Here is a 13989-nt window from a genome sequence, read left to right on the forward strand (position 1 = left end):
CGGCAGCGCGCCTTGCGCGCTGCCGGGCCCAACGGGCGGAAAGGTCTTGCCAAAGACCTTGACGACGGGCGGGAGTATCCTGACCTCTTGTGCCGCCCGGTTACGCTTCGTATCTAGGCCACAAATCGAGTGACAGGAGATTACCGATGCTAAAAGGTTTAGGCGGCCTGGGTGACATGGCCAAGATGATGAAATCCGCACAGGATTTGCAGACCAAGATGACCGACATGCAGGAAGAGCTGAACAACATCATGGTTGTCGGCGAATCCGGTGCTGGGCTGGTCAAGGCCACCGCGACCGCGAAGGGTGAGCTGAAAGGTCTGGATATCGACCCGTCGATCTTCAACGGTGACGACAAGGAAGTTGTCGAAGACCTCATCCTTGCCGCGATCAAGGACGCCCAGACCAAGGCACAGGAACGTTCGCAAGCCGAAATGGCGAAGCTGACCGAAAGCATGGGCCTGCCCGCAGACATCAAGCTGCCGTTCTGATACACCCTCCTGACGGATCAACGGCCGGGGCGTGTTTCCCCGGCCCAATTGCGAGGGCCTTGCGGTGAGTTCGAACAGTGACATCGACAATCTGATCGACCTGATGGCCAAGCTGCCCGGTCTCGGCCCCCGCTCGGCCCGCCGCGCAGTCCTGCACCTGATCCGCAAACGCGCCCTGCTGCTGACGCCGCTTTCAGACGCGATGCAGCAGGTGGCCATCACCGCCCGCGAATGCCTGAACTGCGGCAACGTGGGCACCACCGATATCTGTGACATATGCAACGACGAAGCCCGCGCAACCGGAGAGCTCTGCGTGGTCGAAGACGTCGCCGACCTTTGGGCGATGGAGCGTGCCGGGGTCTTCAAAGGTCGATATCACGTTCTGGGCGGCACTTTGTCGGCGTTGGACGGAGTTGGCCCGGATGATTTGCGTATCCCCCGGTTGAAGGACCGGGTTGTGGTCGAGGGTATCACCGAGATCATCCTCGCTCTGAATGCCACCGTCGATGGCCAGACCACCGCGCACTACATTGCCGATCAGTTGGAGGGGCAGGTGCGCCTGACCTCGCTGGCACAAGGTGTGCCGATTGGGGGCGAGTTGGACTATCTGGATGACGGGACGATTACTGCGGCATTGCGGGCGCGGAAGGAGTTGTAGGAGCAGCAACAGATAAATTAATCGTTTCGAACTATAGGTTTACTCTAAAAGCAATTATCTACTAGCATCTACGGCATTGCGATAACCATTCTAAGTTCAGGTTTATGATGCTGAGATTTCTACTGCGTATTTTATCGCGCCCTCCACGGAAGGGGAGAAAAGCGGCGCAGTTCAGGTCCATTACACCGGCAAATACGACTCGCGAGGTTGGGCGAACTACTGAATCGACAGCGCCCTCAAAACTGCCCACGACCACGACGCTCAAGGGAAAATGTCATGTAATTGATGGTGATGCGATAGTAATCAGTGGCACGAAGATCAGGATCGCCGGCATAGATGCACCAGAGTTGGAACACCCTTGGGGTAAGAAATCCAAATTTGCGCTAATCGAAATGTGCAAGGGCAAGGTGGTCACTGCCATCATCAAGGAAGAAGTCTCATATGATCGGATCGTAGCCAAGTGCATTCTGCCGGACGGCACTGATGTAGCGGCTGAACTGGTCAAGCAAGGGCTGGCATTGGATTGGCCAAAATTCTCTGGCGGTACATATGCGCATCTTGAACCTCAAGATGCACGTAAGAAGCTATGGCGCGCTGCTGCGCGGCAGAAAGGCCATATGAGAGCGTTTCACTCCGAAGTAAAACCGCGCAGTAAGTAGATTTGAGATCAGGCCAATCAACACCAAGACTCTTAAAGAGTGTTTTTATCCGGCAACTCTTTGCTGCTAAGTCAATTAAGGATAGGAAAGGACATACCGTTGAAAACCCGAGCCCCCATGCCCCGCCTTCTCGCCCTCACCTTCGCCGCCTTCACCGCCACCGCCGCCCTCGCGCAGCAACTCATCGACAAAGGCTTCGTCGAAGGCTGGAACATCATGATGGACCCCAACCTCGGGAATGGGTGTTTGATCCAGACGGTTTATCAGGACCTCTCGGTCGTGCGGCTGGGCTATGATGCGCTGGACGATCGCGGATACTTCACCGTCTACAACAAGGCTTGGGGCGACATTAAACCGGGGGAAAAATATCCGATCCGGTTTGATCTGGACGGCAAGAGCTTTAATGCCACCGCCATCGGGTTCAAACAGGATCGTGTACCTGGCGCGACCGTGTTCTTTACCGACCGGAGCTTCGTCACCTCAATCGCGCAGAACAAGACCATGACCGTCTATAATCCGGAAGGACAGACTGTCATGGCGATTGATCTCAAAGGCACTGCAAAAGCGCTGGACTATGCCCGCGACTGCCAGAACAAAAAGCTCTAACGAATCGGATCAAACACGGCGTCTTTGGCGGTGCAATCGCGGATCACGTCGCGGCCACAGGGCACCGGGTCAAGATTGCGGGACAGGCATAGGCGGACTTCTTCGATATAGCCTTGCTTACAGGTGATGGTGATCATGTCAGGCTCGAGCGTGGGATTGGCCTTGAGAAAGGCCTCTTCCACCACCGAAGCGGGCAGTTTGACCGTCGCGTCCAGCTTGCGGAACACCTCGGGGCGCGCAACTCCTGCATAAGCCTGCCGTGACAGGGCGAAATAGTCGGGTGCACTGAGGCCCGAACAGGTGCCGTGCTTTTTCCATTGATGCCAGGCCAACCCGGATGAGCCCTGAATATCCTCCATTTCCCGCGTCATGCGGCGTGTGGGTGGCGCTTCGGACGTGCGACAATACGAAGGCCAGCCCTGATGGAATTGCGGCCAGAGCCCATGCAATATCCACCCATGATCGTGTCGCGTGTCGCACTGATCCGAGCCGCGCGCATCGCCTTCGCGGGCGCACCAATTGGGCGACCAGCTGAGCGACAGGACGTAGTAGTCAAAATCGCCCGCCTTTTCGCCCTCGGCCATCGCAGCCATGGCACTTAGCACCCACAAAATCGCCCAGCGCATTCGCCTCTTCCCTTCTTTAGCTGTCGCGACTATATAGGCCCCAAGTTCCCCGACAACGGAAACCTGCCCCATAGCTTCGGGGCCGCCGAATTCCGGCGACGGGACAGATGTATTTATAGGAGACGGGCTGATGGCAAAACCGCTTATGGCCAAGGCAACCGCCGTATGGCTGGTGGACAACACCACGATCAGCTTCAAGCAGATCGCGGATTTCGTAGGCATGCACGAGCTGGAAGTGCAGGGTATTGCGGATGGTGATGTGGCTGCAGGTGTCAAAGGGTTTGACCCGATTGCCAACAACCAGCTGACTCAGGAAGAAATTGACACCGCGCAAAACAACCCGCTGCACAAACTGAAGCTGAAGTTCAATCCGGCGGCATCAGGCGAAGAGAAACGCCGTGGTCCGCGCTACACCCCGCTGTCCAAGCGTCAGGACCGTCCGAACTCGATCCTGTGGCTGGTCAAGTTCCACCCGGAACTCAGCGACGGCCAGATTGCCAAGCTGGTCGGCACCACCAAGCCGACCATCCAGTCGATCCGCGAGCGGACGCACTGGAACATCTCGAACATGCAGCCGATCGATCCGGTTGCCCTGGGACTGTGCAAACAGTCCGAACTGGATGCCATCGTGCAAAAGGCCGCGGCCAAGAAAGCAGCCGAAGGTGGCGTGATGAGCGATGATGAGCGTCGCAAACTGGTGTCGACCGAACAGTCGCTTGAGATGGATTCAGCGCCCAAGATCCCGACCGCGATCGAAGGTCTCGAGACATTCTCGTTGTCCGAGGACACCAACGAGAAGGAAGACGAAGAGCCCATCGTCGATGCGGATAGCTTCTTCAACCTACCCAAGGGTGGTGGTGATGAAGAAGACGAAGACGATCTGCGCCCCTGAGATGCGCATGGTCCCGGCCTCGAATAGCCGGGACCCGATTTTTTGGGTGATTTGATGCTAAAGGTTCTATCCTTATTCTTCGACGCGCATCGTGCCGTTTCAATCTATGTGTTCCTGAAATCCTGGTGGTTGGCCATTACAGGTGCCGTCGTGATGATTGCAATAGTCGCTGGCTTGCTGTTGCTGAATGACGACGGCAAGCACGAGCACGAGGCGTTTCTCACCGTCGCGGTTTTGTCGGCGACACCGATCAATGGCGATCTCAAGAACGGGGTCATTGCTTCGGTGCGCTTGCCGGATGGCTCAGCAGCATCAATCACCTCGACCGAAGGGCCGATTGCTCAGACAGTTGGAACCCAAGCCTGTATCGAGAAACGGGTTTTCGTTGAAAGTGGAGAGCCAAGGTATCGGTTCAAACTGCCACGATATTGCGAAGCGAGCTAGAAAAGCAAAACCGCCCGATGGCTCAACCGGGCGGTTTTTTTGTTCAGATCATCTGAAACAGGATGCCTGCTACGATAGCGCCGCTGATGCCCAATCCCAGATAGGTGGCAAAGACGCGCGGTTTCACCAGTGACCACACGGCCGCCATCGCAGGTATCGAACTGACGGCACCGGCCACCATGAATGACATCGCAGCACCCGCACTCATACCCTGCTCCATCAGACCCGCAAGAAGCGGTGGTGCGACGTAAGAGTTCAGATAGGCAGGCATTCCGACCAAGGCTGCGATGACGATTGGTACAACACCCTCACCACCAACAACGCGGGCGATCAGGTCTGCCGGAACATAGCTGACCAGCAATGCTTCGAGCACGTAGGCAAATGCCAGCCATTTGAGCAGGAACAGGCCATTGTGAACGAACTCAACCCGAAAGCGCGTCCGACGGTCAGGGTCTTGCCAGAACTTCCAGACGGGTTTGTCATCTTGCTTTGGTCCGCAACCGCAGCAACCAGCGAGTTTGTATTCACGCAACGGCTGCGCAAAGGCACCTCCCCGCATCAGGGTGCGCACGGCAAACCCGCCGAACAAACCCAACGCGACAGCGGCAACCGCTTTACCAATAGCAAACGGCCAACCCAGCGCACCCGCAGTAATCAGCAACGTCGGGGGGTCGATCAACGGTGAACTGAGCCAGAATGCCATCACGGCCGACAATGGCGCACCCAGAGCCAGCAATCCCGCGATGAACGGGATCACTTCGCAGGAACAAAATGGGGCCAGCCCGCCAAACAACGCAGCCAGAAAGATCATCCGTGTCTCGCGACCCTCAAATGCACGGGCGACCATGACTTCGGCCCCGGTTGCCTTCAGGTATGATAGCAGCAGAACAGCAAACAGGATGTACTGGCCCGTATGCACAAGCGCTTTGGCTGCAAAACTCACAACCTCGGTCCAGTTGCCCGGATCAAGAATGGCCACCAGTGCCAGTATGACCACGATCAGAGCCCAGGGCGTTTTGATCAGGTCGATCAGGTTTCTGGATAGTGGCTTGGGGTTTTGGGTTAGTTCAGCCATCGTTTGCGGCCTTTCCGATTTCGTCTGCGCAGCATTCACTAAGGATGAACTGCGCCAGGTTTCTCAATTCGTCAAAGCACGCGCGGTTGATCGTGCTACGCCCGATCTTCTCTTGCTCAACTACTCCGCCAGCAGCCAGAAACCGCAGATGATGCGCCAGAGTCGAGGGCGCGATTCCTGTCCTCGTTTGAATTTCTCCAACGGTCAGGCCTGCTTCCCCAGCACGAACCAAGGTCTTAAGAACCTTCAATCGGGCTTCCGAGCCCATGGCAGAGAAACCTGCGGCAGCTTCTTCCCACATCCTTTATCCCCATTAAACTAGATTTATGGTTATTTAGTTTAATTCGTATCCTGCGTCAACCACACGTGTGCGTAAAACTCTCCACATGGTTCGCAGGGCCATAAGTCCAGATTGCCACCGCCTTAGGTCCAACCTATAACGATGCAATGGGTATTTCGGTCGACACATTCTTTTTGGAACGCAATGGGCAAGGCACCTTACAGGCGCAGCTGCAACAGCTGATTGCCGAAGGCATTCTGTCAGGACGCTTCCACGTCGGGGAAAAGCTGCCCTCGTCCCGTAAACTTGCTGCCCATTTGGGTGTCAGCCGGATTACGGTCACGCTTGCCTATACTGAACTGCTGGCCAATGATTACCTGACCGCCAAAGGCCGGTCGGGATACTATGTTTCAGAAAATGCGCCAGTGCCGCCGACCTACACGCCAGTGCGGCGCGACACCGAAGTGGTTGACTGGGATCAGGCGTTTGCCCGCCGTTTCTCGGGCGGTGATGTGCTGACAAAACCCAGCAACTGGCGTGACTACCGCTATCCCTTCATTTATGGCCAAGTCGACAGAAAGCTGTTCGATCATGCAAACTGGCGTCTCTGCGCAGTTCGGGCGTTGGGACATAAGGACTTTGATTCTTTGACCGGAGACTATGTCGATCAGGATGACCCGCTGCTGCTTGAATTCATCGCCCGGCATACTCTTCCCCGCCGCGGAATTGTAGCCCGGCCCGAAGAAATCTTGATCACCCTGGGCGCTCAGAACGCCCTTTGGCTGGCGTCTCGCATATTGCTGAACCGGAACCGTAGGGCAGCGATCGAGGACCCCTGCTATTACGCCCTGCGCGATCTTCTGATTCACTCGGAATGCAAGCTGTCTTATCTGAAGGTCGACCGGGACGGGTTGCCCCCGGAAACGATCCCAGATGATACCGACGTCATATTCACCACCCCCAGCCACCAGAGCCCGACAACCGCGACCATGCCGGTGGACCGCCGACATGCACTGCTGCGTCGTGCCCGCGAATTGGATGCCATGATCGTCGAGGATGACTATGAATTTGAAATGTCATTTCTCGGGGCCCCGTCACCGGCGCTCAGGTCAATGGATCGCGATGGGCGTGTGATCTACGTGGGCAGCTTTTCCAAGTCGCTGTTTCCGGGGCTTCGATTGGGTTACATGGTCGGGTCCGAACCCTTTATCCGTGAAGCGCGCGCCCTGCGATCTCTGGTCTTGCGTCACCCTCCTGGCCACATGCAGCGAACCGCAGCCTACTTCCTATCGCTCGGGCACTATGATGCTCAGATCCGGCGCATGTCTAAAACGCTGCAACGCCGTCGCGAAGCGATTGAGGAGGCAATTGGACAATATGGTCTGACTGTTGCTGGGCGCGGGATGCTGGGCGGATCATCGATCTGGATGCAAGCGCCGCTGCATGTAGACACCAGCAAACTGGCCCGAGACCTGCAGCGCCAAAGCGTCCATATCGAACCGGGTGAGGCATTTTTTTCAAGCCAGAACAGGCCAAAGAACTTTTATCGGCTGGGCTACTCTTCAATCTCGTCGGATCGTATCGAACCGGGAATCCAACAAATTGCTGAAGCGATCCGGCGTTCTTAAGCGCTCTGGACTTAAACCGCTACCGGTTCTGGCCCTAACGCCACAGACACCCGTACGCCAAAACCGATCAGAAAACTGGGTGCAAAACCCCCGTTCCATCCTTCTATGATCGGAGATTACGCAGATGAAGATGACCACCGAAGAAGCCTTTGTAAAAACCCTGCAGATGCATGGCATCGAACATGCGTTCGGTATCATCGGCTCGGCCATGATGCCGATCTCCGACATCTTTGGCAAAGCGGGCATCACTTTCTGGGATTGTGCCCACGAAGGGTCCGGCGGCATGATGGCCGACGGCTATACCCGCGCAACCGGCAAGATGTCGATGATGATCGCCCAGAACGGCCCCGGCATCACCAACTTTGTGACCGCCGTCAAAACTGCCTATTGGAACCACACTCCGCTGCTGCTGGTCACTCCGCAGGCCGCAAACAAGACCATGGGTCAAGGTGGTTTCCAGGAAATGGAGCAGATGCGCATGTTCGCAGACTGCGTTTGCTACCAGGAAGAGGTGCGTGACCCCAGCCGTATGGCCGAGGTTCTGAGCCGCGTAATCATGAACGCCAAGCGCGCCTCGGCACCTGCGCAGATCAACGTTCCGCGCGACTTCTTCACTCAGGTGATCGACATCGAGCTGCCTGCTGTTGTTGAGTTTGAACTGCCTTCGGGTGGTGCATCGGCCGTATCCGAAGCTGCCGCTCTGCTGTCGAACGCAAAGAACCCCGTTATCCTGAACGGTGCAGGCACCGTTCTGTCGAAAGGCGGCATCGAAGCGTCGAAAGCACTGGCCGAGCGTCTGGACGCTCCGGTCTGCGTTGGCTACCAACACAATGACGCTTTCCCCGGTTCGCACCCACTGTTCGCTGGCCCGCTGGGCTATAACGGCTCAAAAGCCGGTATGCAGCTGATCAAGGAAGCAGACGTTGTTCTGTGCCTCGGCACCCGCCTGAACCCGTTCTCGACCCTGCCAGGTTACGGCATGGAGTACTGGCCTGCAGATGCAAAGATCATTCAGGTCGACATCAACCCCGACCGCATCGGCCTGACCAAGAAGGTCTCGGTTGGTATCGTGGGCGATGCAGCGACCGTTGCCACAAACATCCTGAACCAGTTGTCCGATACAGCCGGTGACGAAGGCCGCGACGCGCGCAAGGCTAAGATCGCCGAAACCAAATCGCGTTGGGCGCAAGAGTTGACCTCGATGGACCACGAGCAGGACGATCCGGGCACCACCTGGAACGAACGCGCGCGCGCGGCCAAGCCGGACTGGCTGAGCCCGCGCAAAGCATGGCGCGCGATCCAGTCCGCGCTGCCGAAAGAGGCGATCATCTCGTCCGACATCGGCAACAACTGCGCCATCGGCAACGCCTATCCTTCGTTTGAAGAAGGCCGCAAGTATCTGGCCCCCGGCCTGTTTGGCCCCTGTGGCTATGGTCTGCCTTCGGTCATTGGCGCGAAGATCGGCTGCCCGGATGTACCAGTTGTCGGCTTCTCTGGCGATGGTGCCTTCGGCATTGCAGTCACCGAACTGACCGCCATCGGTCGCGAAGAATGGCCAGCCATCACTCAGGTTGTGTTCCGCAACTACCAGTGGGGTGCGGAAAAGCGCAACTCGACCCTGTGGTTCGATGACAACTTCGTCGGCACCGAGTTGGACACCAAAGTGTCCTATGCCGGCATCGCCAACGCCTGTGGCTTGAAAGGCGTCATCGCGCGCACTCAGGATGAACTGACAGCGGCGCTGAGCCAGGCGATCGAGGATCAGAAGAACGGCATCACCACCCTGATCGAAGCAATGATCAACCAGGAACTGGGTGAACCCTTCCGTCGCGACGCGATGAAGAAGCCGGTTGAGGTTGCAGGTATCGACGCAAGCGACATGCGTCTGCAGCAGGTTTGATTGCTGTCAAAAACATAAGTCGGACCGGGTTCAACCGGTCCGCTTAAAGAAAAGCAGAGGAAGGGGGTGCCTGCACTCTCTTCCTCTATATGGTTGAGCCCGGTGTGCTTACGCTCCAGTGTGTTCAACACGTACAGGTACCAAGGCGATCCGCCACAGGGAGAGACAGCGTGAATCAACAACCGAACCTCAACCTATCCCCACCCGTGTCAGACGAGATCCGCCGGACCACGTGCTATATGTGTGCCTGCCGCTGCGGTATCAACGTGCACATGAAGGATGGGAAGGTCGCCTATATCGAAGGCAATCGGGATCATCCGGTAAACAAGGGCGTTCTCTGCGCCAAAGGCAGCGCGGGGATTATGCAGGTGAACGCCCCGTCGCGCCTACGCGCACCGCTCAAACGCGTCGGCCCGCGTGGGTCTGGCGAGTTCGAAGAGATCAGTTGGGACGAGGCGCTCGAGATCGCTGTCGGTTGGCTAAAACCGATCCGCGAAGACAACCCTGAGAAACTGGCCTTTTTCACCGGCCGTGATCAGAGCCAGAGCTTCACCAGTTTCTGGGCACAGAATTTCGGCACCTGTAACTATGCGGCCCATGGCGGGTTCTGTTCGGTCAACATGGCAGCCGGTGGCATCTACACGATGGGCGGTGCATTCTGGGAGTTCGGTCAGCCCGACTGGGATCACACCAAGCTGTTCATGCTGTTCGGCGTTGCAGAAGACCACGACAGCAACCCGATTAAAATGGGCATCGGCAAGATCAAGGCGCGCGGTGCCCGGGTGATTGGGGTAAATCCGATCCGCTCGGGCTATAACGCCGTGGCAGATGATTGGGTCGGCATCACCCCCGGTACCGATGGCCTGTTCATCTTGTCGATGATCCATGTGCTGATGAAGGCAGGCAAAATCGATCTGGATTACCTAAGTCGCTACACCAACGCGCCGGTCCTGATCAACGCATCCGACGGTCCGGAAAAGGGTCTGTTCCTGAAAGACGATGACGGCAAGCCATTGGTCATCGACCGCAATACCAGCAAGCTGACTGCTTTCGACACCCACGGCGTCCGCCCTGACCTATCAGCGACCTACGAAAAGGACGGTGTCACCCACCGCCCCGTCTTCCACCACATGGCAGAACGGTATCTGGCGGATGAATACGCCCCCGAGGCAATCGCAGAAAAATGCGGCGTGCCAGCGACCCGCATTCGCGCGATTGCTGGCGAGCTGGCCCGTGTGGCCTTTGATGAAGCGTTCGAACTGGACCATGAATGGATCGATTTCCGGGGCGAGAAACACTCGAAGATGATTGGTCGCCCCGTCGCGATGCACTCGATGCGCGGCGTTTCAGCCCATGCCAACGGTTTCCAGACCTGCCGCGCCCTGCATGTGTTGCAGATCCTGCTTGGAACGGTCGAAGTCCCCGGCGGCTTCCGCTTCAAGCCACCCTACCCCAAGCCAGTTGAGGCGCATCCGACTCCGCATTGTAAGGTGACGCCGAATACACCTCTGGACGGGCCGCATCTGGGGTTTGTTCGCGGCCCCGAGCATCTGGCGCTGAAAGAAGACGGCAGCCCGGCGCGGATCGACAAAGCGTTTACATGGGAAAACCCGATGTCCAGCCACGGGCTGATGCACATGGTGATCTCGAATGCCCATGCAGGCGATCCCTACAAGATCGATACGTTGTTCATGTACATGGCCAACATGTCCTGGAATTCGACGATGAACACCAAGGGTGTCATGGACATGCTGACGGACAAGGATGAGAACGGCGACTACGTGATCCCGCATATCATCTATTCCGATGCTTATTCCTCGGAAATGGTGGCCTATGCCGACCTTATCCTGCCCGATACAACCTATCTGGAACGACACGACTGTATCTCGCTACTGGACCGCCCGATCTGCGAGGCCGAGGCAGCGGCAGACGCGATCCGTTGGCCGGTGATTGAACCCGACCGCGACGTACGCGGCTTCCAGTCGGTTCTGATCGATCTGGCCAACCGCATGGGCCTGCCCGGCTTTACCAACGATGATGGCAGCGCCAAGTGGACGAATTACGCCGACTATATCGTCAACCACGAACGCAAGCCGGGGATTGGACCGCTTGCCGGTTTCCGGGGCGAAAACGGCGACAAGGAAGGTCGTGGCGAGGTTAACCCCGACCAATTGAACCAATACATCGAGAATGGTGGCTTCTATGTCGCGCATATTCCCGAAGGTGCGGATTACTACAAACCTTGGAACACTGCCTATCAAGACTGGGCTGTGGGCATGGGTATCTATGACAGCCCACAGCCCTATCTATTCCAGCTCTATTCCGAGCCGATGCGTAAATTCCAACTGGCCGCCGAAGGCTACGGGGAACGCCAGCCCCCAGATCACGTGCGCGCGCAGATCCAAGATACAATGGACCCCCTGCCCATTTGGTACGAAACCGATCAGACCGGCAATGAAGGCTTCACCGTCAACGCTCTGACCCAGCGGCCAATGGCGATGTATCATAGTTGGGGCACACAAAACGCCTGGTTGCGTCAGCTACATGGGCGCAACCCGCTATACGTCCCGACCAAGCTGATGCGTGAACACGGGCTGCAAGACGGCGATTGGGCCAAAGTCAGCTCTCCACATGGCGAGATCACGGTACCCGTCATGGAGATGGCTGCGCTGAACAACAATACCGTGTGGACTTGGAATGCCATCGGAAAGCGCAAAGGGGCCTGGGCCTTGCAGAAAGACGCCCCCGAGGCCACCAAGGGTTTCCTGCTCAACCACCTGATCCACGAGCTGCTGCCCCCCAAAGGTGACGGCCTGCGCTGGGCAAACTCTGATCCGATCACCGGTCAGGCCGCCTGGTTCGATCTGAAGGTAAAAATCGAAAAGGCCGCCGCTCCAAGCGATGCTGAAAGCCAGCCAGAATTCGCTCCAATCAAATCGCCGGTCGGGCAAGGGCCAAAGGATTTGGCCTGGAAGGTGGGCAAATGACCCGATCCGTTCTTCATCTGGCTATAAATATCTCGGGGTCTGGGGCAGAGCCCCAGCCCGCCCTGACCACAATCGCAGAGGCACGGCAGTCATGACCCAGCTCCCCCAATCAACCGAACGCAAGATGGGTCTGGTCATTGATCTGGACACCTGCGTTGGCTGCCATGCCTGCGTCATTTCATGCAAAGGCTGGAACACCGAAAACTACGGCGCGCCACTGTCGGATCAGGATGCTTATGGTGCTGACCCTTCAGGCACCTTCCTGAACCGGGTGCACTCTTACGAGGTGCAACCCGCCGAAGGGCATGCCCAATTGATCCACTTCCCAAAATCCTGCCTGCATTGTGAAGACGCACCCTGCGTGACCGTCTGCCCCACCGGTGCCAGCTACAAGCGGGTCGAGGACGGAATCGTTCTGGTCAACGAAAATGACTGCATCGGCTGCGGCCTGTGCGCGTGGTCCTGCCCCTATGGCGCACGCGAACTGGATCAGGCCGAAGGCGTTATGAAGAAATGCACGCTTTGCATCGATCGGATTTACAACGAGAACCTACCCGAGGTGGATCGTGTGCCCTCTTGTGTGCGCACCTGCCCGGCAGGTGCCCGACACTTTGGCGATCTCGGCGACCCTGGCAGTGATGTCAGCAAGCTGGTCGTCGAACGTGGCGGCATGGACCTGATGCCTGAACAGGGCACCAAACCCGTCAACAAGTACCTGCCGCCCCGACCCAAGGACAAAATTGACGAGCAGATTGACATCCTAGCCCCTCTGCTGGCCCCGGTCGCCGAAGAGCCCAAGGGTTTCCTCGGCTGGCTCGACAAGACCCTGGAGAAGCTCTGATGCACCCGGCACCTTCCGTTATCATCTTTACCACCCTGTCCGGTCTCGGATTTGGACTCTTGTTCTTCCTGGGGCTCGGCATACCTGACGTCTCGGGCTGGGTCGCGTTTGTGTTTTTCGCAATTGCCTATGGCTTGTCCGTCGGCGGTTTGCTCGCGTCGACCTTCCACCTCGGCCACCCAGAGCGTGCCTGGAAAGCCTTCACCCAGTGGCGCTCAAGCTGGCTCAGCCGCGAGGGCTGGTGCGCGGTCATCGCGCTGCTCGTCATGGGGCTCTATGCAATTGGTGCGGTCTTTCTAGGCCAACGCTGGGGTGTGCTGGGCTGGATCGGGGCGGCATTCTCGCTGGCCACGGTCTTCACCACATCGATGATCTACACGCAGCTCAAGACTATCCCTCGCTGGAACATGAACCTGACACCGGCCATGTTCTTGTCGTTCAGCCTTGCAGGCGGTGCTTTGTTGGCCGGAGCGGAAGCGCTTGCCCCTTGGTTGCTGGCTATTGCCGGCGCTGTACAGCTTGCCTATTGGGCCAAGGGCGACGATGCGTTGTCCCGATCGGGAACCACGCTGGCAACCGCGACAGGGCTTGGTGAGCGAGGCGCTGTCCGCGCATTCGAACCACCTCATACAGGTACAAACTATCTGCTGCGTGAGTTTGTGCATGTGGTCGGTCGGAAGCATGCGCAGAAACTACGGATGATATCTTTTGGGCTGGCTTTTGTGCTGCCTTTACTGCTGCTTCTGATCCCCTTTGGCGGCGTTCTGATCAAGCATGTCTTTGCGCTTGTGGCGGTGCTGTCGCATCTCACCGGCGTTGCTGTTTCACGCTGGTTGTTCTTCGCGCAAGCAGAGCATGTGGTTGGGTTGTACTACGGCAAGCGTTGATGGGGGCTCTGCCCC

14 protein-coding genes are annotated in these 13989 nt (G+C 57.6%); 11 read left to right on the forward strand and 3 right to left on the reverse strand.

Translation table 11 applies throughout. From position 1 onward, the window contains the following. Positions 1 to 146 precede the first annotated feature (146 nt). From ACR0NM_RS18405 to ACR0NM_RS18420, 4 genes are all read left to right on the forward strand, one after another. Complete coding sequence (locus ACR0NM_RS18405; RefSeq protein ID WP_480616072.1) at positions 147 to 491, forward strand: YbaB/EbfC family nucleoid-associated protein; 345 nt, start codon at positions 147 to 149, stop codon at positions 489 to 491. Between the two features lie 64 nt (positions 492 to 555). Further along, a complete protein-coding gene (gene recR, locus ACR0NM_RS18410) occupies positions 556 to 1149 on the forward strand; it encodes a recombination mediator RecR (RefSeq protein ID WP_480616074.1) in 594 nt (197 codons plus the stop codon). 107 nt (positions 1150 to 1256) lie between these two features. Next, positions 1257 to 1808, forward strand: a complete 552-nt coding sequence (locus tag ACR0NM_RS18415) for a thermonuclease family protein (RefSeq protein WP_480616076.1) — start codon at positions 1257 to 1259, stop codon at positions 1806 to 1808. Positions 1809 to 1925: 117 nt separating this feature from the next. Beyond that, complete coding sequence (locus tag ACR0NM_RS18420) at positions 1926 to 2414, forward strand: hypothetical protein (protein ID WP_480616078.1); 489 nt, start codon at positions 1926 to 1928, stop codon at positions 2412 to 2414. On the opposite strand, the gene ACR0NM_RS18425 is transcribed toward ACR0NM_RS18420, so the two are convergent. After that, entirely contained in the window at positions 2411 to 3040 is a 630-nt protein-coding gene (locus ACR0NM_RS18425) for a ribonuclease T2 family protein (protein WP_170508836.1), read from the reverse strand. The genes ACR0NM_RS18420 and ACR0NM_RS18425 overlap by 4 nt on opposite strands. A 130-nt stretch (positions 3041 to 3170) precedes the next feature. On the opposite strand from ACR0NM_RS18425, the gene ACR0NM_RS18430 reads away from it, so the two are divergent. Together ACR0NM_RS18430 and ACR0NM_RS18435 are read left to right on the forward strand one after the other, a co-directional pair. After that, positions 3171 to 3932 carry a DUF1013 domain-containing protein gene (locus ACR0NM_RS18430; protein ID WP_170398707.1) on the forward strand — a complete coding sequence of 254 codons (762 nt, stop codon included), beginning with the start codon at positions 3171 to 3173 and terminating at the stop codon, positions 3930 to 3932. 54 nt (positions 3933 to 3986) lie between these two features. Continuing rightward, on the forward strand, positions 3987 to 4376 hold the full coding sequence (locus tag ACR0NM_RS18435; RefSeq protein WP_170398710.1) for a hypothetical protein: 390 nt from the start codon (positions 3987 to 3989) through the stop codon (positions 4374 to 4376). Between the two features lie 43 nt (positions 4377 to 4419). Here the strand turns inward: ACR0NM_RS18435 and ACR0NM_RS18440 are convergent, their stop codons facing one another. Together ACR0NM_RS18440 and ACR0NM_RS18445 are read right to left on the reverse strand one after the other, a co-directional pair. Then, complete coding sequence (locus tag ACR0NM_RS18440) at positions 4420 to 5451, reverse strand: permease (RefSeq protein WP_480616080.1); 1032 nt, start codon at positions 5449 to 5451, stop codon at positions 4420 to 4422. After that, the gene (locus ACR0NM_RS18445) at positions 5444 to 5752 is read right to left on the reverse strand and encodes an ArsR/SmtB family transcription factor (protein ID WP_170398716.1); all 309 of its coding nucleotides are present in this window, start codon (positions 5750 to 5752) and stop codon (positions 5444 to 5446) included. Before ACR0NM_RS18445 ends, ACR0NM_RS18440 begins: the two co-directional genes overlap by 8 nt. A gap of 146 nt (positions 5753 to 5898) precedes the next feature. On the opposite strand from ACR0NM_RS18445, the gene pdxR reads away from it, so the two are divergent. The 5 genes from pdxR (at position 5899) to ACR0NM_RS18470 (ending at position 13974) form a co-directional block, all read left to right on the forward strand. Next, complete coding sequence (gene pdxR / locus ACR0NM_RS18450; RefSeq protein WP_170398719.1) at positions 5899 to 7359, forward strand: MocR-like pyridoxine biosynthesis transcription factor PdxR; 1461 nt, start codon at positions 5899 to 5901, stop codon at positions 7357 to 7359. Between the two features lie 124 nt (positions 7360 to 7483). Continuing rightward, on the forward strand, positions 7484 to 9259 hold the full coding sequence (gene xsc, locus ACR0NM_RS18455) for a sulfoacetaldehyde acetyltransferase (RefSeq protein WP_170590302.1): 1776 nt from the start codon (positions 7484 to 7486) through the stop codon (positions 9257 to 9259). A gap of 170 nt (positions 9260 to 9429) precedes the next feature. Continuing rightward, complete coding sequence (locus ACR0NM_RS18460; RefSeq protein WP_480616083.1) at positions 9430 to 12246, forward strand: molybdopterin oxidoreductase family protein; 2817 nt, start codon at positions 9430 to 9432, stop codon at positions 12244 to 12246. 91 nt (positions 12247 to 12337) lie between these two features. After that, the gene (locus ACR0NM_RS18465) at positions 12338 to 13087 is read left to right on the forward strand and encodes a 4Fe-4S dicluster domain-containing protein (RefSeq protein WP_480616085.1); all 750 of its coding nucleotides are present in this window, start codon (positions 12338 to 12340) and stop codon (positions 13085 to 13087) included. Further along, complete coding sequence (locus ACR0NM_RS18470) at positions 13087 to 13974, forward strand: dimethyl sulfoxide reductase anchor subunit family protein (RefSeq protein WP_480616087.1); 888 nt, start codon at positions 13087 to 13089, stop codon at positions 13972 to 13974. Before ACR0NM_RS18465 ends, ACR0NM_RS18470 begins: the two co-directional genes overlap by 1 nt. Positions 13975 to 13989 lie beyond the last annotated feature (15 nt).

Source organism: Ruegeria sp. AF2, from assembly GCF_056542025.1.

What these genes read in the sequence shown, in the direction of transcription:
- ACR0NM_RS18405 (WP_480616072.1), top strand. Translation starts at nt 147, where the DNA reads ATGCTAAAAGGTTTAGGCGGCCTGGGTGACATGGCCAAGATGATGAAA.
- ACR0NM_RS18415 (WP_480616076.1), top strand. Translation starts at nt 1,257, where the DNA reads ATGCTGAGATTTCTACTGCGTATTTTATCGCGCCCTCCACGGAAGGGG.
- ACR0NM_RS18420 (WP_480616078.1), top strand. Translation starts at nt 1,926, where the DNA reads ATGCCCCGCCTTCTCGCCCTCACCTTCGCCGCCTTCACCGCCACCGCC.
- ACR0NM_RS18425 (WP_170508836.1), bottom strand. Translation starts at nt 3,040, where the DNA reads ATGCGCTGGGCGATTTTGTGGGTGCTAAGTGCCATGGCTGCGATGGCC.
- ACR0NM_RS18430 (WP_170398707.1), top strand. Translation starts at nt 3,171, where the DNA reads ATGGCAAAACCGCTTATGGCCAAGGCAACCGCCGTATGGCTGGTGGAC.
- ACR0NM_RS18435 (WP_170398710.1), top strand. Translation starts at nt 3,987, where the DNA reads ATGCTAAAGGTTCTATCCTTATTCTTCGACGCGCATCGTGCCGTTTCA.
- ACR0NM_RS18440 (WP_480616080.1), bottom strand. Translation starts at nt 5,451, where the DNA reads ATGGCTGAACTAACCCAAAACCCCAAGCCACTATCCAGAAACCTGATC.
- ACR0NM_RS18445 (WP_170398716.1), bottom strand. Translation starts at nt 5,752, where the DNA reads ATGTGGGAAGAAGCTGCCGCAGGTTTCTCTGCCATGGGCTCGGAAGCC.
- pdxR (WP_170398719.1), top strand. Translation starts at nt 5,899, where the DNA reads ATGGGTATTTCGGTCGACACATTCTTTTTGGAACGCAATGGGCAAGGC.
- xsc (WP_170590302.1), top strand. Translation starts at nt 7,484, where the DNA reads ATGAAGATGACCACCGAAGAAGCCTTTGTAAAAACCCTGCAGATGCAT.
- ACR0NM_RS18465 (WP_480616085.1), top strand. Translation starts at nt 12,338, where the DNA reads ATGACCCAGCTCCCCCAATCAACCGAACGCAAGATGGGTCTGGTCATT.
- ACR0NM_RS18470 (WP_480616087.1), top strand. Translation starts at nt 13,087, where the DNA reads ATGCACCCGGCACCTTCCGTTATCATCTTTACCACCCTGTCCGGTCTC.